The sequence below is a fragment of the Janthinobacterium sp. PAMC25594 genome, assembly GCF_019443505.1.
Taxonomy (GTDB): domain Bacteria; phylum Pseudomonadota; class Gammaproteobacteria; order Burkholderiales; family Burkholderiaceae_D; genus Janthinobacterium.
In genome coordinates this window covers 383,159-400,981 of record NZ_CP080377.1, presented here as the reverse complement: position 1 = coordinate 400,981, position 17,823 = coordinate 383,159, and the positions used below count along the sequence as shown (strand labels likewise).

Sequence of the window (17,823 nt, the reverse complement as noted above, 5' to 3'; positions counted from 1 at the left end):
GTCCCCGGTCTCTGCCCCAAGAAGGAAATTCATGCATCATCTATTCGTCGGCCGCCCCGCGCGCACCCTGCTCCTCTCCAGCGCCGGCTTGCTGCTGGCAGGCTGTTTTTCCGGCTGCTCCCTGCTGCCGTCGTCGCCGGCCGCGCCAGGCGTGCCCGCCACGGCCGCCCTGCCCGACGCCAGCATCGCCTATGCCTTGAGCGGCCAGGGCGGCTTGCCCGTGGTGTTCCAGTCAGCCATGGGCGATGGCAAGGATGTGTGGGCCAAGGTGGTGCCCGAAGTGGCCAGACAGCATCGCGTGCTCGTGTACGACCGCCCCGGCTACGGCGACAGCAAAAAGACCACCACGCCGCGCGACCCGTGCACCATCGCCGCCCAGCAGCGCGCCCTGCTGGCGCAAGCGGGCCTGAAACCGCCATATGTGCTGGTCGGCCATGGCTTGGGCGGGCTGTACCAGTATGTGTATGCGAGGCTGTACCCGCAGGATGTGGCCGGCCTGGTCTTGCTCGACCCCACGCACCCGCAGCAATGGAGCCGGATGCAGACGGATGCGTCCACCTACGCCATGCTCGTGAAAACGCGGCGCAAACTCATGTTCAACAGTACGGAATCGGCCGAATTCGATGCCCAGACGCAGTGCCTGCAGCATGTCGACATGAGCAGCCCCCTGCGCGTGCCCGCCATGCTGCTGGTGCGCGACAAGTTCGGCATCGAGGAAATGGGTTCGTTTGAAAACGTGGTGCGGGCGCAGGAAAAGGATTGGCAGCGCCTGTCCGGCGCGCCAGCCATCGAGCGCATCACGGGCGCCGGCTACTACATCCAGAAAGACAACCCCGTCATCGTCAACGAGGCGGTCAAGATGGTGGCGAAGAAGAAGTAATTCGGGGGTCAGACCCGTCGGGTCTGACCCCAGCAGCCGGGTAGGTCGGATTAGCGCGGCAAAGCCGCGCGTAATCCGACAATATTGTTGGCGTCGGCTTAGCTATTGAAACCCTTGCCCTCGCCCGCCAGTTTCACCAGCAGCGGCGCTGGCGTCCACGCTTCGCCATGGCGGCCTTTCGCGTAGCCATTGATGGTATCGAGCACGTTCGGCAAGCCGACCGTATCCGCATAGAACATCGGGCCGCCGCGGAACAGGGGGAAGCCGTAGCCCGTCAGGTACACCATGTCGATATCCGAGGCGCGCAGGGCGATGCCCTCTTCCAGGATGCGCGCGCCTTCGTTGACGAGCGCATACACGAGCCGTTCGACGATTTCCTGGTCGCTGATCTTGCGCCGCGCCACGCCGATATCGGCGGAATGCTGGACTATCATGGCATTGACCTGTTCCGAGGCATACGCCTTGCGGTCGCCCGCCTTGTAGTCATACCAGCCGGCGCCCGTCTTCTGGCCATAGCGGCCCAGTTCACACAGCAGGTCGGCCGTCTTCGAATACGTGACGTCCGGTTTTTCCACGTAGCGGCGCTTGCGGATGGCCCAGCCGATGTCGTTGCCGGCCAGGTCGCCCATGCGGAACGGGCCCATGGCGAAGCCGAATTTCTCGACCGCCTTGTCGACCTGTTCCGGCAGACAGCCTTCTTCCAGCAGGAAACCGGCTTGCCGGCTGTATTGCTCGATCATGCGGTTGCCGATGAAACCGTCGCATACGCCCGAGACGACGCCCGTCTTTTTCAGCTTTTTCGACAGCGCCAGCGCCGTGGCCAGCACGTCCTTGCCCGTTTCCTTGCCACGGACGATTTCCAGCAGCTTCATGACGTTCGCCGGGCTGAAGAAATGCGTGCCGATCACGTCTTGCGGGCGCTGGGTGAACGCGGCGATCTTGTCCAGGTCCAGGGTGGACGTGTTCGAGGCGAGGATGGCGCCCGGCTTCATGACGGCGTCGAGCTGTTTGAACACGGCTTCCTTCACGCCCAGCTCTTCAAAGACGGCTTCGATGACGATATCGGCTTGCGCGATATCGGCATAGGCTAACGTGCCGCTGACCAGAGCGATGCGCTGCTCGGCCTTCTCTTGCGTGAGCTTGCCCTTTTTCACCGTGTTCTCGTAATTCTTGCGGATGGTGGCCAGGCCCTTGTCCAGCGCTTCCTGTTTTGTTTCCAGCAGCATCACGGGGATGCCCGCGTTGGCGAAATTCATGGCGATGCCGCCGCCCATGGTGCCGGCGCCCACGATGGCGGCGCTGGCGATCGTGCGCACGGGCGTGTCGGACGGCACGTCGGGCACCTTGCTGGCGATCCGCTCGGCAAAGAAGGCGTGGCGCAGGGCTTTCGATTCGGGCGACTGCACCAGTTGCATGAACAGTTCGCGCTCGTACTTCAAGCCATCGTCGAACTTCATCGTCACGGCGGCCGCCACGGCATCGACGCATTTGAGCGGCGCGGGGAACGGACCGGACATGGCTTTGACGGTATTGCGCGAAAACTGCAGGAACGCTTCGTGGTTAGGGTAATCGACCTTGCGCTCGCGCACTTTCGGCAGCGGGCGCACGTCGGCCACCTTGGTGGCGAAGGCCACGGCGGCTTGCAACAAGTCGGCACCGGGGGCGATGACTTCATCGAACAGGGCCGTGCCGGCCAGTTTCTCGGATGCCACGGGCGTGCCCGAGACGATCATGTTGAGGGCCATTTCCAGGCCCAGCACGCGCGGCAGGCGCTGCGTGCCGCCCGCGCCCGGCAAGATGCCGAGTTTGACTTCCGGCAAGGCCATCTGCGCGCCAGGCGCGGCCACGCGGTAGTTGCAACCGAGCGCCAGCTCCAGGCCGCCGCCCATGCACACGCTGTGGATGGCCGCCACGACGGGCTTCGTGGATTGCTCGACGACGTTGATCAGGGTGTGCAGGGTCGGTTCCGTGAGCGCCTTGGGCGAATTGAATTCCTTGATATCGGCGCCGCCCGAAAAGGCCTTGCCGGCGCCCGTGATGACGATGGCTTTGACGGCCTCGTCCGCCAGCGCCTGGCGGATGCCCGCAACAGCGGCCGTGCGCGTCGCCAGGCCCAGCCCATTGACGGGCGGATTGGCGAGGGTAATGACGGCAACGGCGCCGTTCACTTGATATTCAGCACTCATGTCTCTTCCTTATTGGTTTTGCTCAACGTATGAGGTGGTTGCAAGGGATGAAGCTTTACTATACCGCATAAAAGAACGCTCGTATTATTTTTGTCGCATGCGCCCGGGCGCCAGCATGGTACGCCATGGTACCTCAAGGTTTGCGGAAAGATTCTGCTGCAAGCGGCAAGCCCCAGTAGAAGCTATCACTTGCATATTCATTTATATAAGAAAATATTAACAATAATAACGGTGTTTTATAATGCGAAAAAATGTTTTTCTTATATGCCGGCCGGGGCCAATTGCGACAATTTTGACATTATTTATTCCCGCCCCTTGTTTTTCGCCAGACGCTGGGGAATAATAAAATTATTGATTCAAATCAATACTCTACAATTTATTTATGTTAAGGCAAACCGCAGGACAAGCACTGACGGCCGTTCATCGCGCACATTCTCACCGATTATCACCAGATGTTGCCCACTGCAATAACATCGTTGCCTTATTCCCTGTCTTATCTGGATAGCAGAAAAAATAATAACAGCAGCCTTATCGCTCCCCTTCCTCTTCTCACACCGAAGGAAATATGATGGACGCAGCCAGCCATGTCAGCCACTCCCAGGATCTGGACTTACAAGCGATAAATACTGCATTGAACCGTGTCCAGGCCGTGATCGAATTCGAACTCGACGGCACCATCCTGCATGCGAATGACAATTTCCTGCGCGTGCTCGGCTATACACTGGCCGAAGTACAAGGCAAGCACCATGCCATCCTCTGCGACCCCGAGTATGTAAAAACGGACGAATACAGCAACTTCTGGGCCAAGCTGGGGCGGGGCGAATTCGACCAGGGCGAATACAAGCGCCGCGCCAGGGACGGGCGCGAAGTGTGGATCAACGCGTCGTACAACCCCATCCTCGACGCGGACGGCAAGCCGTATAAAGTCATCAAGTTCGCCACCGACGTCACGGCCCTGAAAAAGCGCAATGCCGAATACGAAGGCAAGGTCAGCGCCATCGGCAAGGCGCAGGCCGTGATCGAATTCGACATGCAGGGCAATGTACTGGACGCGAACGACAATTTCCTTGCCGTCATGGGCTATGACTTGAGCGATATCCAGGGCGAGCACCACCGCATGTTCTGCGAGCCCGAGTATGCCGGCAGTGCCGAGTACAAGAAATTCTGGCAAAAGCTCAACCGCGGCGAATTCGACGCGGGCCGCTACAAGCGCCTGGGCAACCATGGCAAGGTGGTGTGGATACAGGCTACCTACAATCCCATCCTGGACCTGAACGGCAAGCCGTATAAAGTGGTCAAGTTCGCCATCGACATCACGGACCAGGTGAACCTGGAAAACAGCATCCAGGCCAAGGCCGCCAACGACAGCCGCAAGGTCTATGCCCTGCTCGACTCGGTGGCGCGCGCGGCGCAAGGCGACCTGACCTGCAATATCGTGCCCGAAGGCGACGAGCCGATCGACCTCCTGGCCGGCGGCATCAGCAAGATGATCATCGACTTGCGCGGTGTGATCGGCACCGTGGTCTCGGCGGCCAACGGCTTTGCCGATGCCTCGCATGCCATCGCCGAGCGGGCCACGGGCGTGGCCGTGGGCACGCAGGCGCTGGGCGCCACGGTGGAAGAAATGAACGCCTCCATCGATGGCCTGACGTTTTCCATCAACTCCATCGCGGAAAACACCTCGAATGCCGATTTCCTGGCGAAAGCCACGCAGCAGGAAGCGGAAGCGGGCGCGCGCGCCGTCGCCAAGTCGATCAAGGCGATGGACCTGATCAACCGCTCGTCGGAAGACATCGGCGAAATCGTCAAGGTCATCAGCGAGATCGCCAACCAGACCAACATGCTGGCCTTCAATGCGGCCATCGAGGCGGCGCGCGCGGGCGAGCACGGCCTGGGCTTTTCCGTCGTCGCCGACGAAGTGCGCAAGCTGGCCGAGCGTTCCTCACAGGCAACAAAAGAGATTTCCAAGCTGATCAACGAATCCGTCAAGCGCGTCTCGACGGGCAGCGAGATTTCGCGCCAGGCCAGCGATGCCTTCGACAAGATCGTCTCGGGCGTGGCGAAGACCACGCTGGCCATCTCGGATATCTCGAAGGCGGCCAACGAGCAGCTGCTGACGGCGCGCGAAGTGTCGACGGCGATCCAGTACATCGCCGAGGAAACGGAAAAGTCGGCTGCCAATTGCGACAGCATCGCCCGCTCGACGGATGGGCTGAACGAGCGCGCGGGCAGCCTGAACCAGACTGTCTCCGGCTTCGTGGTGTAGGCCATGAGCCACGCGGCCACCTTGACGCCCGAGGTGCTGACGAGCCTGATCGCGCTGGTGCGCCAGCATACGGGCATCGCCATGACCGCGCGCAAGAGCGTGTTGCTGGAACGGCGCTTGCAGCCACGGCTGCAGGCGCTGTCCCTGCACAGCTACCAGGCTTACCTGGAGCGCGTGACCAGCGACCGCGACGAGGTGGCCCATTTCATCGACCTGGTGACCACCAACGACACCCTGTTTTTCCGCACGCCATCGATCTGGGATTACTTCCGCGACCGCTACCTGCCCGCCTGGGCGCACGCCCATCCCGATGGCAGTCTGGCCATCTGGTCGGCGGCGGCCGCCAGCGGCGAAGAGCTGTATTCGATCGCCATGCTGTGCGAGCAATTCAGGCTGCAAGCGCCCGCCTTCCGCTACCAGATCCTGGCCAGCGACATTTCGCAACAGATCCTGGGCGCGGCGCGGGCCGGCCAGTACAGCGGCCGTTCCGTCGAGCGCATCCGCCTGTCGCACCCGGACTTACTGCGCAGATACTTCACGCCCTCGCCGCATGGCGTCAAGGTCAATGACGAGCTGCGGCAGCACGTCAGCTTTGCGCAGCATAATTTGCTGGAGGCATTGCGCCCGGCGCGGCAGTTCGACCTGGTGTTCCTGCGCAATGTGCTCATTTATTTCGACGCCGGGCACCAGGAAACTGTGCTGCGCCAGGCGCGCCTGAGCCTGAAGGACGAGGGGCGGCTGATCCTGGGCGAGTCGGAAACTATCGCCCGCCTCGGCACCGGCTATCAATTCGAATTTCCCATGATTTACAAGGCGGGTAGCGCATGAGCATCATCATCGAGCATGGCCTGCCGCTGCACCATGTTGGCATGGGGCAACTTAGCGTGGGCACGCATGGCGAGCAGCTGCAGGCGCTGCTGGGCTCCTGCATCGGCATCGGTTTCATCTGGAAGAACGGCCCCTGCTGCGGGCTGGCCCATTGTCTGCTGCCGGAAGCGCCCAGGGCCGACAGCGCCCTTGGTGCTCGCTATGTGAGTCAGGCCGTGCCTTCGCTGCTGCGCCTGATGGGCGTGCGCCAAGCCGATTACGCCGACATCGACGTGGTGCTGGCGGGCGGCGCCAGCATGTTTGGCCCCGCGAATGGCCATGGGCGCCTGCAGGTGGGCCGGCAAAACGCGCAAGCGGCGCAAAAATACCTGGACCAGTGCGGCTTGCACGTGAGCTTTTGCGCGCTGGGCGGCCGCCACGGGCGCCAGTTGCTGATCGATTGCGCCAAGCACAGCTATGTCGTCACCGATGTGGTGGCGCCACCCGAATTGATTCCTCGCAAGGAAGGCGCATATGGATATGCATGAAGAGGGCGCCAGCGACACGGCCACCGAACTGTTCGGCTCCTTCCACCTGGGCGACGATGAATTCGCCCTGCCCGCCAGTTGCATCCGCGAGGTCGTCAACTATCCCGCCAAAGTCACCGCGCTGCCCCTGTCGCCCGCTTATCTGGAAGGCATGTTCACCTTGCGCGGCAGCGTCATTCCGGTGGTCAACCTGGGACGGCTGTTCCGCGCCGATGCGCCACGCGCCGTGGCCACGGACAAGATCGCCATCCTCGATTTCCAGCAGGTGCTGATCGGCATCGTCTTCCAGAATACGGGCGACATCCTGCGCGTGCCCGCCAGCGCGCGCTGCGCCCTGCAGTATGCGGCCGGCGACAGCCACGCCGTCATCGCCGGCACGATCTTGCTCGATGGCGGCGCGCGCCTGCTGCAAATCCTCGACCCGCACGCCTTGCTGCGCATCGAAAACGTGCCCCATGTGCTGGCCCTGCAAGCGACGGGCGCCAAGCTGAGCACGGCCCGTTACCACGCGCAAAGCGAACGCCGGCAGTGCGTCAGCTTTCACGCGGCCGGCGCCGCGTTCGCCTTCGAAATGCTGGCCATCCAGGAAATCATCCGGGTGCCCGAACTGCACGGCTCCCTGCTGAATAGTGAGCTGTGCCTTGGCCGCATGCATTTTCGCGGCAGCCAGGTGGCCGTCATCGATTTCGGCACCCTGCTGCAAGCGGCCGGGTCCGGCAACGGAGCCAAGGCGGCGACCAGTGACCAACGCATCATCGTCGTGCGCCTCGATGACACGACCGTGGGATTTCTCGTCGACTCCGTCGACAGCATCGTGCATTTCTTTGGCGATGAAGTGCTGCCGATTCCCCTGCTGAGCAAGGCCCGCGCGGCCATGTTCGCCGGCTGCATCACGAAAGAGGGCCTGGGCGACATCATTTTCCTCGACCACAAGGGCATCCTGTCGCAGGCGGAGATCGTCGAGATGCGCGACGGCCACAAGCGCCTGTATCCAAACGACGCGGAAACGGCCACGGCCGCCACGCGCAAGGCGCAGCGCCGCGTCTACATCACGTTTACCGTGGAAACCCGCTTCGCCGTGGAAATCGGGCAGGTGCGCGAAATCATCGACTTCAGCGGCGCCATCACCACGCCGCCGGGCATGCCGGCCTGCATGCGCGGCATGCTGAACTTGCGCCAGCAAATGATCAGCATCATCGACCTGCGCCAGTTGTACGCCATGCCGGCCCTGCCTGACGCGGGCGCCGGCAAGATCCTCATCGTGGAACGGGGTAGCGAGCGCTACGGCTTCCTTGTCGACCATGTCGACAACATCATGACCATTTCCGACAGCCAGCGCTTTGCGGCGCCGCAAATCATCCGCACGGGAGAACATGACGACTTGCGCAGCGAAATGGATGAAATGATCGATATCGGCACGGAGGCGCAGCGCCAGACCCTGTCCGTGTTCCAGTGCGATCATTTGCTGGAAAAGCTGGGGGCGGCGCTGCCGCAGGCGGCCTAGGCTGGTTTACATCCCCGGCAACTGGTGCCCCTTGAACTGCTCGCGCAGCTTGTTCTTCTGGATCTTGCCCGTCGCGCCCATGGGCAAGGCGTCGATGAACAGCACGTCGTCCGGCGTCCACCACTTGGCGATCTTGCCCTCGAAGAACTGCAACAAAACCTCGCGCGTGACCGTCATGCCGGGGCGCAACACCACGACGAGCACGGGGCGCTCATCCCATTTCGGGTGGAATACGCCGATGCAGGCCGCCTGCAGCACGGCCGGGTGCGCCATGGCCAGGTTTTCCAGGTCGATGGTGCCGATCCACTCGCCGCCGGACTTGATCACGTCCTTGCTGCGGTCCGTGATCTGCATGTAGCCATCCGCGTCGATGGTGGCCACGTCGCCCGTGGGGAACCAGCCATCCTGCAACACGTCGCCGCCCTCGTTCTTGTAATACGACGAGATGATCCACGGCCCTTTCACCAGCAAATGGCCGTAACTGATGCCATCCCACGGCAATTCCTTGCCGTCGTCGTCGACGATCTTCATGTCCACGCCGTAGATCGCATGGCCCTGCTTTTGCAGGATCTTGCGCTGTTCGTCCTTCGGCAAGTCCAGGTGCTTGGTCTGCAAGCCGCCCGCCGTGCCCAGCGGCGACATTTCCGTCATGCCCCAGGCGTGGATGACTTCGATGTCGAACTTGTCGATCAGGGTGTCCATCATGGCCGGCGGGCAAGCGGCGCCGCCGATCACCGTGCGGCGGAAGCTGGAAAATTTCAAGTCATTCTGCAGCGCATGGTTCAGCAAGCCCAGCCAGACGGTGGGCACGCCGGCCGAGAACGTCACTTTTTCCGCCTCGAACAATTCATACAGCGACTTGCCATCGAGCGCCGCGCCGGGAAAGACCATGCGCGCGCCGGACAGGGGCACGGAATACGGCAAGCCCCAGGCATTCACGTGGAACATGGGCACGACGGGCAGCACGGTATCGGAAGCGCGCACGTTCAGGCCGCTGGGCATGGCCGAGGCATACGCGTGCAGCACGGTCGAACGGTGCGAATACAGGGCGCCCTTGGGATTGCCCGTCGTGCCGGACGTGTAGCACAGGGTGGCGGCCGCATTCTCGTCGAACAGGGGCCACGTGTACTCGTCGGAATGCGTGGCGATGAGATCTTCATAGCACAGCAGGTCGGGAATGGTGCTGCTGGCGGGCATCCGGTCGCGGTCGCACATCAGGACGAAATGGCGCACGAAGGTGCAGTCGGCGGCGATCTTTTCCACCACGGGCAAAAAGGTCAGGTCGAACAGCAGGACCTGGTCCTCCGCGTGATTCGAGATATAGGCGATCTGGTCGGGAAACAGGCGCGGATTGATGGTGTGCAGCACGGCACCCGAGCCGGACACGGCATAGTAGGCTTCCAGGTGGCGGTAGCCATTCCAGGCCAGGGTGGCAACCCGGTCGCCCATGCCGACGCCGAGGCCATGCAGGGCGTTGGCCAGGCGGCGCGCGCGCTGGTGGCAATCGCGGTAGGTGTAGCGGTGCATATCGCCCTCCACCCGCCGCGAAATGATTTCGCTGCCTGCATAATGACGCGCTGCAAACTCGATAATGCTGGAAATCAGCAGGGGCTGATTCATCATCTGGCCCATCACTGGACTCAAGGGAAATGCCGACATCGTGTCTCCTGGGGTGGCTACTCGGTTATTGTAGGAATTTAAAGATTTTCCCTAGTTTCGTACGGTCGTGCGGAAATCGTCAACGCATTTCGATATTGCAATGCAGCATGGAATTTTTGATTCCGTTTTTTGCGGTGCCGGCGTCCCGTACGGACCTGCGCGCCGTGCGGTAAAATCGGGTTCCAGCCTGGCGCACCTTGCCGGCGCATCTACTTGAATGGAATCGCCATCACCGCTCATACCTTACCACTGGACAATGCCTTTGCGGCCTTGCCACCCGCGTTCTATACGCGGCTGATGCCCACGCCCCTGCCCGCGCCCTACTTTGTCGCCGCCAGCGCGCCGGCGGCCAGCCTGATCGGCCTCGATGCCGCGCGCCTGGCCGAACCCGGCTTTGTGGAACTGCTGATCGGCAATACCGTGGCCGAGCGCTCGCTGCCCCTGTCGGCCGTGTATTCGGGCCACCAGTTCGGCGTCTGGGCCGGCCAGCTGGGCGATGGCCGCGCCATCTTGCTGGGCGATATCGCCACAGCAAGCGGTCCGATGGAGCTGCAGCTGAAAGGCGCCGGCGCCACGCCGTATTCGCGCATGGGCGACGGCCGCGCCGTGCTGCGCTCGTCCATCCGCGAATTCCTGTGCTCGGAAGCCATGGCGGCGCTGGGCATTCCCACCTCGCGCGCGCTGTCCATCATGGGTTCGCAGCAAGGCATCCTGCGCGAAACGGTGGAAACGGCGGCCGTCGTCACGCGCATGGCGCCCAGTTTCGTGCGCTTTGGCTCGTTCGAGCACTGGTTTTACCGCAAGAAGCCGGATGAGCTGAAAATCCTCGCCGATTACGTCATCGACGGCTTCTATCCCCATTTGCGCGCCGCATCAAATCCGTATCAAGCCTTGCTGGCCGAGGTCTGCGTGCGCACAGCGCACATGATCGCGCAATGGCAAGCCGTGGGCTTCATGCATGGCGTGATGAATACGGACAATATGTCGATCCTGGGCCTGACCCTCGATTACGGCCCGTTCGGCTTCATGGAAGCGTTTGACGCGGAACACATCTGCAACCATACGGACCAGCAAGGTCGCTATTCCTACGCCAACCAGCCGCAGGTGGGCCACTGGAACTGCTATGCGCTGGGCCAGGCCCTGCTGCCGCTGATCGGCGAAGTGGAACTGGCGCAGGCGGCGCTGGACAGCTACCAGAGCGCCTTTGCGGAGAAGATGAATGGCTTGCTGCGCGCCAAGCTGGGCTTGCAGACGAGCCAGGACGACGATACGGCGCTGTTCGACAGCATGTTTGCGCTGATCCAAGCCAATCATGTGGATTTCACGAATTTCTTCCGCGCCTTGTCTACACTGCGAGTGGCCGCGCCCGAACACGACACGGCGCTGCGCGACCTGTTCATCGACCGCCCCGCCTTCGACGCCTGGGCGACTCAGTACCGCGCACGCCTGTTGCAGGAGCATAGCGTCGATGCCGAACGGCAAGCCGCCATGAACGGCGTCAACCCGAAATACGTGCTGCGCAACTACCTGGCGCAGGTGGCCATCGAGAAAGCGCAGCAGCAGGACTACACGGAAGTGGCGAAATTGCTGGAAATATTGCAAAAGCCATTTGACGAACAGCCCGAACACCAGCACTATGCGGCCCTGCCGCCCGACTGGGCCAGCCACCTTGAAGTCAGTTGCTCATCCTGAGGTACTACCATGACCACGAATAAAGTCAAAAAAACCGACGCCGAATGGCGCGCCATGCTCGACTCGATGCAATACGAAGTCACGCGCCACGCGGCCACGGAACGGGCCTTCACGGGCAAGTTCTGGGACCACCATGCACACGGCATCTACACCTGCGTCTGCTGCAACACGCCCTTGTTTGCGTCGGACACGAAATTCGATTCCGGCTGCGGCTGGCCCAGCTATTTCCAGGCGCTGGACCCGGCCAACGTGACGGAAATCGTCGACCGTACCCACGGCATGCTGCGCACGGAAATCGTCTGCGCCGTCTGCGACGCCCACCTGGGGCACGTCTTCCCGGACGGCCCGCCGCCGACCGGCTTGCGCTATTGCATCAATTCGGCCTCGCTGCGCTTCGATCCACAGCCTTGAGACACCGGTATAGCCTGGGAGCGCCACGGTTGCTCCTAAGCCATTCCTAAGATGATTTTAATAAGACCAGTGTAAAGTCTCGCCATGAAATTTCTATTCGACCTATTCCCCCTGATCGCCTTCTTCGCCGCGTTTAAACTGGGCGGCATGTATGAAGCGGCCACGCACGATTTCGTGCAGCAATATTTATCCGGCTTCGTGTCCGGCGGCCTGATCAAGGCTGACCAGGCGCCGTGGATACTCGCCACCCTCGTCGGCATCGTCGCCACCGCCTGCCAGGTCAGCTATCTGCTGCTGCGCGGCCGCAAGGTCGACGGCATGCTGTGGCTGTCGCTGTTCATCTTTGTCGTGTTCGGCGGCGCCAGCATCTACCTGCATGACGATTTCTTCCTGAAATGGAAGCCGACCCTGATCTACTGGCTGTCCGGCCTGGCCCTGCTGATCGCTCACGTGGGTTTCAAGAAAAACCTGATCCGCAAGACCATGGAAGCGCAAGTGCAATTGCCTGATGCCGTCTGGAACCAGTTGCTGGCGGCATGGATCATTTTCTTTGGCGCCATCGGCGCGCTGAACCTGTTCGTCGCCTTCGTGCTGTACAAGGGCGACATGGCCGCTTGGGTCAGTTTTAAAGCGTTTGGCGCGACGGGCATCTTCTTTGCCTTCATCGTGGCGCAAACCCTGTTCCTCGCCAAACATATCAAGGAAGACGCATGATGACGAACGACACGACAACGCGCATGCAGCGCATTCGTACCCGCCTGGAAACGGCACTTTCCCCTCTGGAATGCGTGCTGGAAGACGACTCGGCGCGCCACCGGGGCCATGCGGGCGCCGCCTCGGGCGGAGGTCATTACAATCTACGCATTATTTCTAGTCAATTTGAGGGGCTCAGACTCGTCATGCGCCATCGACTGGTGTATGATTCCGTGCACGATATGATGCATAATGAGATACATGCATTGGCGATTGTGGCCCTGGCGCCGTCCGAAGTAGTGTAAGGATGGCGTTTTGGCGTACCCGAGCCATGTCATGGATTTCTTCCATGCGTTTTTTACGAAACTTTCCCTAACAGGATTTAATAATGACTTTTAAGCCAGCCCGCTTGCTGATCGCACTACTCGCCGTTGTCGCGGTACCTGTTTTTGCGCAAAATATTGCCGTTGTTAATGGCAAGCCTATTCCATCGTCGCGCGTTGATGCAGTCGTCAAGCAAGTCGTCGCCCAAGGTCAGCAACCGGATTCGCCGCAATTGCGCGAAATGATCAAGAAGGACTTGATCGGCCGTGAAGTGCTGATGCAAGAAGCGGAAAACAAAGGTTTCGGTAAAGATGCAGCCGTCAAGCAGCAAATCGAGAACGCACGTCAGGCCATCGTCATCAACGCCCTGGTCGGCGACTACCTGAAAAAGAACCCCGTCAACGACGCTGAAATCAAGGCCGAGTACGACCGCTTCGTGGCGCAGACGGGCGACAAGGAATACCATGTACGCCACATCCTGGTAGCCACCGAAGCCGAAGCGAAAGACATCATCGCCAAGCTGAAAGGCGGCGCCAAGTTCGAAGACCTGGCCAAGCAATCGAAAGATGCCGGTTCGGCCGACAATGGCGGCGACCTGGACTGGGCAGCCCCTTCGTCCTTCCCGAAAGTGTTCTCCGACGCCTTCGTGAAGCTGCAAAAAGGGCAAGTCACCGACACCCCGGTGCAAACGCCTAACGGTTTCCACGTGATCAAGCTGGACGACACCCGCGCGGCCAAGCTGCCGACCCTGGAAGAAGTCAAGCCACAGATCGCCGAAGCGCTGCAGCAAAAGAAACTGCAAGCGTATCAGGAAGAAATGATCAAAAAAGCGAAAGTTCAGTAAGAACTGACCTCCCCGGCGCCCTTTTCGGCGCCGGTCGTGTATTCTGCGCCTGAATGCGCACTGCACGGCAGTCGCGATCTTTTGTACCGGTTTTTTGTATACTTATTAGGAATGAACATGATTTTGAAGCCAGCCCGCCTGATCTTAGCCCTGGTCGCCGTCGTCGCGATCCCTGCGTTCGCGCAAAACGTCGCCACCGTGAATGGCAAGGCCATTCCATCGTCGCGCGTCGACCAGGTCGTCAAGCAAGTCGTCGCCCAAGGCAAGCAAGCCGATTCGCCGCAATTGCGCGAAGCCATCAAGAAAGACCTGATCGGCCGTGAAGTGCTGATCCAGGAAGCCGACAAGCAAGGCTACGGCACGCGTCCTGAAGTCAAGTCGCAGATCGACAATGCCCGTCAAAGCATCATCATCAACGCCCTGCTGGCCGACTACGTCAAGAAGAACCCTGTCAAGGACGCTGAAATCAAGGCCGAATACGACAAGTTCAAGGCACAAGCGGGCGACAAGGAATACCATGCACGCCACATCCTGGTGGCCACCGAAGCGGAAGCGAAAGACATCATCGCCAAGCTGAAAGGCGGCGCCAAGTTCGAAGAACTGGCGAAAGTATCGAAAGACGGTTCCGCAGCCAATGGCGGCGACCTGGACTGGGCTAGCCCGGCTTCGTACGTGAAGCCATTCTCCGACGCCATGGTCGCCCTGAAACCAGGCCAGATCACGCAAACGCCCGTGCAATCGCAATTCGGCTTCCACGTGATCAAGCTGGAAGAAACCCGTCCGACGAAGCTGCCATCACTGGAAGAAGTCAAGGGCCAGGTGGCCGAGTCGCTGCAACAGAAGAAACTCGCCGCCTACCGCGATGAGTTGATGAAGAAGGCCAAGATTCAATAATATTGGATCGGCATGAAAAAGCGCTCCCTGGGGCGCTTTTTTTACGCCTGGAGATGCCATGAATCTACATGAAGAATTAAAAATCGCGCTCGAAGCGGCTGCCGAACCGGGCCGCGCGGCGCCCATGCAGGCGTATATGCGCGACCAGTTCGTGTTCCTGGGCGTGGCGGCGCCGCAGCGGCGGCTGGCTGCGAAGGCCCTGCTGGCGGGCTTGCAAGGCGTGGGGGCTGATGGACTGCTGGAACATGCACAACTGCTGTGGCAGCAGCCCGAGCGCGAATACCAGCACGTGGCGCTCGACATGCTGGACATGCACCGGCGTCAGCTAAACATCGCTCACCTCCCCGCCCTGCTCGGCCTGGCGCGCCAGCGCGCATGGTGGGACAGCGTCGACGGCATGGCGGCCATCGTCGGCGACGTGCTGCAGGCGGAACACCGGCGCGGCGGCGACGGCCATGCGCAGATGGACGCGGCCTTGCGCCACGAGAACTTCTGGCTGCGCCGCATCGCCATGCTGCACCAGCTGGGCTGGCGCGCCGACACGGATGCCGGCTGGCTGTTCGATGCGGCGCTGGCGCTGGCGCATGAAGACGAGTTTTTCATCCGCAAGGCCATCGGCTGGGCCTTGCGCGATTACGCGCGCCATGCGCCGGCAGAGGTGCTAGCTTTTGCCACGGAGCACCGGCAGAAACTATCGCCGCTCAGCTACCGCGAAGCGCTGAAGCACCAGCCACCTTGAACGACTGGCCGCCCAGCAATCGCAGCGCCGCATCGATGCGGGAAGCGGCATCCCAGGCCGGCACGGGCGCCAGCAAGCCCAGCGCCATCTGCCGCAGCGGCTCGGCGATCACCATGGCCAGCAGCAAGCCAGCCAACTCTGGCCCATCCTGCAGCACCAGATGGCCGCGCGCGGCCTGGCGCTGTAACCACTCGGCCAGCAAGGCCGTGCCCCGCTCGATGCCGTTGCGCTGATACACGGCCAGCAAATCGGCGCGGGCGGGAAACTCCGTGCACAGCAGGCGAAACAGCCCGACGGCATCCGCCGTCAGCACGCGCGCCGCCATCGTCTGCAAGATCTCCTTCAATAATGGCAGCACTTCGCGGGGCGCGGCCGCATCGTGCGCCATCGCCGGCAGGAAGGCATCCGTCCAGCCGCGTACCACCAGGGCGACCAGCTCCTCGCGGTTAGCCGCATATTGATACAGCGACTTTTTTGCCATGCCCGCGTGGCGCGCCACCGCTTCCATGGTCGTGGCCGCATAGCCTTCGTGCAGCAGCAGCCAGGTGGCCGCCTGCACCGCCGCCTCGCGCGCTTCCTCGGGCGGGCGCGCCGGACGGCCCCGTCCACGCACAGCCTTGCTCTCTGCCTTGCTCTCTGCCTTGCTCTCTGCCTTGCTCTCTTCTTCCTGCATGCCAGCTCCTAGCTTGATCGATGGGCAATTTTACACTGAAACATATTTTGAAAACGTTATGCGTTTCTTTAATATATAATTGTCTCACCCCAACAAAGGAGAACGACATGACGCATATTGAATTCCCATGGAGCATCGCCAACACGGGCGACTTGCTCGACCCGTTCCCGCTGCACCTGGAAACGGGCATCACGCGCCTGGAAAATGGCTGCCTGCTGGTGGCGGCGCGCACGGAGCTGCACGGCTGCAGCGGCCGCATGCTGGACTGGTGGTTTACATTTTTCGAGACGACGCAGCACATCAAGTGGTGGCATCCGCACGACCACGTGGCCCATCACGGCTGGAACAGCGCGTGGAAAAAGGGAGAAAGTTATTACGGCGCTTCGATCGAGGCGGTGGAATCCTTGGGCGACATTCCGCCCGTGAAAGCCAAGCTGAAGTTCCATGATCCGAAGGAAGTATTTGATCCGGCACAACTGCAGCAGGCCAGGGACAGCGGCGCCCTGTCGGCCGCCATCTGCGCGCGCATCGGCTTCGGCGACCACGTGGTGCTCGATCCGCAGGGCGACCCGCTCGACGGCGAAATGCTGCACCTGACGCGCGACACGCCCACGGGCTGCGTGCTGCGCAGCCGCTTCTTGCTGGGCCGCAACAGCCTCGATCCCGTGCGCGAGGTGCCCGACGTGCTGGGCCTGAACCTGCTGCGCCATTGCTACAGCGAATTTACCTATCTGTCGCGCTTTTTACCATCGCTGTATTACGGCGAGCACGCCAACGGTGAAAAGGCGCCGTTGCCCTGGTAAGCAGCCTTACAGCCGCTTGTGCATGCGCGCCAGCGGCAGTTTGATGTCATCGGGCAAGTCGAGGTGAAAATCTTCCGTGACGGCAAAACCGCTGGCCAGGTACAGCGGCACGCCGGGCAAGGTGGCTGCCAGTTCCAGCGCGCTGAAACCGGCGGCCAGCGCTTGGCGTTCGCAATGGCGCATCAGCATGCTGCCCAGGCCCTGGCGCGCGGCGCCTGGCTCGACAAAGAAGGCGCGGATGCGGCCCGGCTGGCTGGCCGGATCGAGCAGCGGGCCGGCCCGCTCTTGGCGCGGTCGGCGCCGTACAGGGTGGCGCGCTGGCTCCAGCCGCCGCAGGCCAGCATGGCGCCGTCGCGCTCGATCACGAAATACGTGCGGTCGGCAACGAGCTGCGTATCGACGCCGAACACGTGGCGCGTCACGGCCTCGGCCTGTTCCACTGTATAAAAGCCCGCGCTCAGTGCCACGCCGGAGCGGGCGATCAGCGCATTCATTTGCGGCACATCGGCCGGCAGCGCCACGCGCAGGCGCGTCAACGCGCCAAAGCTGAACCAGGCGCGGCTGATACGGCCCCGCTCCACTTCATACGTCGCCACCAGTTCCTGCGCGGAAACACCGTCCGGCGTGTCGCCATGGACGATTTCATGGTCGATCACCAGCTTGCCGCAGGCAATGCGGTTGAGCAACTGCGCCTGTGGCCGGCTGGCGGCGAAACGGGCCGTGAAACGGGGGCCGATCTGCGCACCGCCCTGGGCCAGCAAGCTATCGGGGTGCTGGAATTGCTTTGCGTCATCGGCATAGATGGCCAGCAAGGCGGGCACGTCGTGGGCATTGTAGGCGTCCAGTTGGGCCTGGACGATAGCCGAGGGTGTAGTATTCAAAATATTTAAATAGTAATTT

At 61.7% G+C, this 17,823-nt stretch carries 18 protein-coding genes; 13 read left to right on the top strand and 5 right to left on the bottom strand.

Going from position 1 to position 17,823, the window contains the following annotated elements; all coding sequences use genetic code 11:
• Window positions 1-31: 31 nt before the first annotated feature.
• Complete coding sequence (locus KY494_RS01790) at window positions 32-880, top strand: alpha/beta fold hydrolase (protein ID WP_219889645.1); 849 nt, start codon at window positions 32-34, stop codon at window positions 878-880.
• Window positions 881-978: 98 nt separating this feature from the next.
• Here KY494_RS01790 and KY494_RS01785 read toward each other — a convergent pair whose 3' ends face one another.
• Window positions 979-3,066: a 3-hydroxyacyl-CoA dehydrogenase NAD-binding domain-containing protein gene (locus KY494_RS01785; RefSeq protein ID WP_219889644.1), complete on the bottom strand. Its 2,088-nt coding sequence runs from the start codon at window positions 3,064-3,066 to the stop codon at window positions 979-981.
• 631 nt (window positions 3,067-3,697) lie between these two features.
• Here KY494_RS01785 and KY494_RS01780 point away from each other — a divergent pair.
• From KY494_RS01780 to KY494_RS01765, 4 genes are read left to right on the top strand one after another with little or no spacing between them, the layout of a single operon-like run.
• A complete protein-coding gene (locus KY494_RS01780) occupies window positions 3,698-5,332 on the top strand; it encodes a PAS domain-containing methyl-accepting chemotaxis protein (protein ID WP_258194595.1) in 1,635 nt (544 codons plus the stop codon).
• A 3-nt stretch (window positions 5,333-5,335) separates the two neighbouring features.
• The gene (locus tag KY494_RS01775; protein WP_219889643.1) at window positions 5,336-6,160 is read left to right on the top strand and encodes a protein-glutamate O-methyltransferase CheR; all 825 of its coding nucleotides are present in this window, start codon (window positions 5,336-5,338) and stop codon (window positions 6,158-6,160) included.
• On the top strand, window positions 6,157-6,687 hold the full coding sequence (locus KY494_RS01770) for a chemotaxis protein CheD (RefSeq protein WP_219889642.1): 531 nt from the start codon (window positions 6,157-6,159) through the stop codon (window positions 6,685-6,687). The genes KY494_RS01775 and KY494_RS01770 overlap by 4 nt, the downstream gene beginning before the upstream one ends.
• Window positions 6,674-8,191 carry a chemotaxis protein CheW gene (locus KY494_RS01765; RefSeq protein WP_258194594.1) on the top strand — a complete coding sequence of 506 codons (1,518 nt, stop codon included), beginning with the start codon at window positions 6,674-6,676 and terminating at the stop codon, window positions 8,189-8,191. Before KY494_RS01770 ends, KY494_RS01765 begins: the two co-directional genes overlap by 14 nt.
• 6 nt (window positions 8,192-8,197) lie before the next feature.
• On the opposite strand, the gene KY494_RS01760 is transcribed toward KY494_RS01765, so the two are convergent.
• Entirely contained in the window at window positions 8,198-9,850 is a 1,653-nt protein-coding gene (locus tag KY494_RS01760; RefSeq protein ID WP_308836409.1) for a 3-(methylthio)propionyl-CoA ligase, read from the bottom strand.
• A 297-nt stretch (window positions 9,851-10,147) separates the two neighbouring features.
• Here KY494_RS01760 and KY494_RS01755 point away from each other — a divergent pair, with 297 nt between their 5' ends.
• The 7 genes from KY494_RS01755 to KY494_RS01725 all read left to right on the top strand — a co-directional run bounded on the left by KY494_RS01755 (window position 10,148) and on the right by KY494_RS01725 (window position 15,447).
• Window positions 10,148-11,542: a YdiU family protein gene (locus KY494_RS01755; RefSeq protein WP_258194997.1), complete on the top strand. Its 1,395-nt coding sequence runs from the start codon at window positions 10,148-10,150 to the stop codon at window positions 11,540-11,542.
• Window positions 11,543-11,551: 9 nt separating this feature from the next.
• Entirely contained in the window at window positions 11,552-11,953 is a 402-nt protein-coding gene (msrB, locus tag KY494_RS01750) for a peptide-methionine (R)-S-oxide reductase MsrB (RefSeq protein ID WP_096235562.1), read from the top strand.
• Between the two features lie 84 nt (window positions 11,954-12,037).
• Window positions 12,038-12,667: a septation protein A gene (locus KY494_RS01745; protein ID WP_046682773.1), complete on the top strand. Its 630-nt coding sequence runs from the start codon at window positions 12,038-12,040 to the stop codon at window positions 12,665-12,667.
• Complete coding sequence (locus KY494_RS01740) at window positions 12,664-12,951, top strand: BolA family transcriptional regulator (protein WP_099763678.1); 288 nt, start codon at window positions 12,664-12,666, stop codon at window positions 12,949-12,951. Before KY494_RS01745 ends, KY494_RS01740 begins: the two co-directional genes overlap by 4 nt.
• A gap of 83 nt (window positions 12,952-13,034) precedes the next feature.
• Complete coding sequence (locus KY494_RS01735; RefSeq protein ID WP_219889641.1) at window positions 13,035-13,814, top strand: peptidyl-prolyl cis-trans isomerase; 780 nt, start codon at window positions 13,035-13,037, stop codon at window positions 13,812-13,814.
• A gap of 117 nt (window positions 13,815-13,931) precedes the next feature.
• Window positions 13,932-14,708, top strand: a complete 777-nt coding sequence (locus KY494_RS01730; protein ID WP_219889640.1) for a peptidyl-prolyl cis-trans isomerase — start codon at window positions 13,932-13,934, stop codon at window positions 14,706-14,708.
• 58 nt (window positions 14,709-14,766) lie between these two features.
• Entirely contained in the window at window positions 14,767-15,447 is a 681-nt protein-coding gene (locus tag KY494_RS01725) for a DNA alkylation repair protein (protein WP_219889639.1), read from the top strand.
• Here KY494_RS01725 and KY494_RS01720 read toward each other — a convergent pair.
• On the bottom strand, window positions 15,410-16,120 hold the full coding sequence (locus tag KY494_RS01720; RefSeq protein WP_219889638.1) for a TetR/AcrR family transcriptional regulator: 711 nt from the start codon (window positions 16,118-16,120) through the stop codon (window positions 15,410-15,412). The two genes, KY494_RS01725 and KY494_RS01720, sit on opposite strands and share 38 nt — an antisense overlap.
• A gap of 107 nt (window positions 16,121-16,227) precedes the next feature.
• Here KY494_RS01720 and KY494_RS01715 point away from each other — a divergent pair, with 107 nt between their 5' ends.
• Window positions 16,228-16,923 carry a DAPG hydrolase family protein gene (locus tag KY494_RS01715; protein WP_219889637.1) on the top strand — a complete coding sequence of 232 codons (696 nt, stop codon included), beginning with the start codon at window positions 16,228-16,230 and terminating at the stop codon, window positions 16,921-16,923.
• A gap of 6 nt (window positions 16,924-16,929) precedes the next feature.
• On the opposite strand, the gene KY494_RS29540 is transcribed toward KY494_RS01715, so the two are convergent.
• Together KY494_RS29540 and KY494_RS29535 are read right to left on the bottom strand one after the other, a co-directional pair.
• On the bottom strand, window positions 16,930-17,121 hold the full coding sequence (locus KY494_RS29540; RefSeq protein ID WP_258194996.1) for a hypothetical protein: 192 nt from the start codon (window positions 17,119-17,121) through the stop codon (window positions 16,930-16,932).
• Window positions 17,106-17,804, bottom strand: a complete 699-nt coding sequence (locus KY494_RS29535; protein WP_258194593.1) for a nuclear transport factor 2 family protein — start codon at window positions 17,802-17,804, stop codon at window positions 17,106-17,108. Before KY494_RS29535 ends, KY494_RS29540 begins: the two co-directional genes overlap by 16 nt.
• Window positions 17,805-17,823: the final 19 nt, after the last annotated feature.

Excerpts from the sequence above, each read along its gene's own strand:
- KY494_RS01790 (WP_219889645.1), top strand. The coding sequence starts at position 32 with ATGCATCATCTATTCGTCGGCCGCCCCGCGCGCACCCTGCTCCTCTCC.
- KY494_RS01785 (WP_219889644.1), bottom strand. The coding sequence starts at position 3,066 with ATGAGTGCTGAATATCAAGTGAACGGCGCCGTTGCCGTCATTACCCTC.
- KY494_RS01775 (WP_219889643.1), top strand. The coding sequence starts at position 5,336 with ATGAGCCACGCGGCCACCTTGACGCCCGAGGTGCTGACGAGCCTGATC.
- KY494_RS01770 (WP_219889642.1), top strand. The coding sequence starts at position 6,157 with ATGAGCATCATCATCGAGCATGGCCTGCCGCTGCACCATGTTGGCATG.
- KY494_RS01765 (WP_258194594.1), top strand. The coding sequence starts at position 6,674 with ATGGATATGCATGAAGAGGGCGCCAGCGACACGGCCACCGAACTGTTC.
- KY494_RS01760 (WP_308836409.1), bottom strand. The coding sequence starts at position 9,850 with ATGTCGGCATTTCCCTTGAGTCCAGTGATGGGCCAGATGATGAATCAG.
- KY494_RS01755 (WP_258194997.1), top strand. The coding sequence starts at position 10,148 with ATGCCCACGCCCCTGCCCGCGCCCTACTTTGTCGCCGCCAGCGCGCCG.
- msrB (WP_096235562.1), top strand. The coding sequence starts at position 11,552 with ATGACCACGAATAAAGTCAAAAAAACCGACGCCGAATGGCGCGCCATG.
- KY494_RS01745 (WP_046682773.1), top strand. The coding sequence starts at position 12,038 with ATGAAATTTCTATTCGACCTATTCCCCCTGATCGCCTTCTTCGCCGCG.
- KY494_RS01740 (WP_099763678.1), top strand. The coding sequence starts at position 12,664 with ATGATGACGAACGACACGACAACGCGCATGCAGCGCATTCGTACCCGC.
- KY494_RS01735 (WP_219889641.1), top strand. The coding sequence starts at position 13,035 with ATGACTTTTAAGCCAGCCCGCTTGCTGATCGCACTACTCGCCGTTGTC.
- KY494_RS01730 (WP_219889640.1), top strand. The coding sequence starts at position 13,932 with ATGATTTTGAAGCCAGCCCGCCTGATCTTAGCCCTGGTCGCCGTCGTC.
- KY494_RS01725 (WP_219889639.1), top strand. The coding sequence starts at position 14,767 with ATGAATCTACATGAAGAATTAAAAATCGCGCTCGAAGCGGCTGCCGAA.
- KY494_RS01720 (WP_219889638.1), bottom strand. The coding sequence starts at position 16,120 with ATGCAGGAAGAAGAGAGCAAGGCAGAGAGCAAGGCAGAGAGCAAGGCA.
- KY494_RS01715 (WP_219889637.1), top strand. The coding sequence starts at position 16,228 with ATGACGCATATTGAATTCCCATGGAGCATCGCCAACACGGGCGACTTG.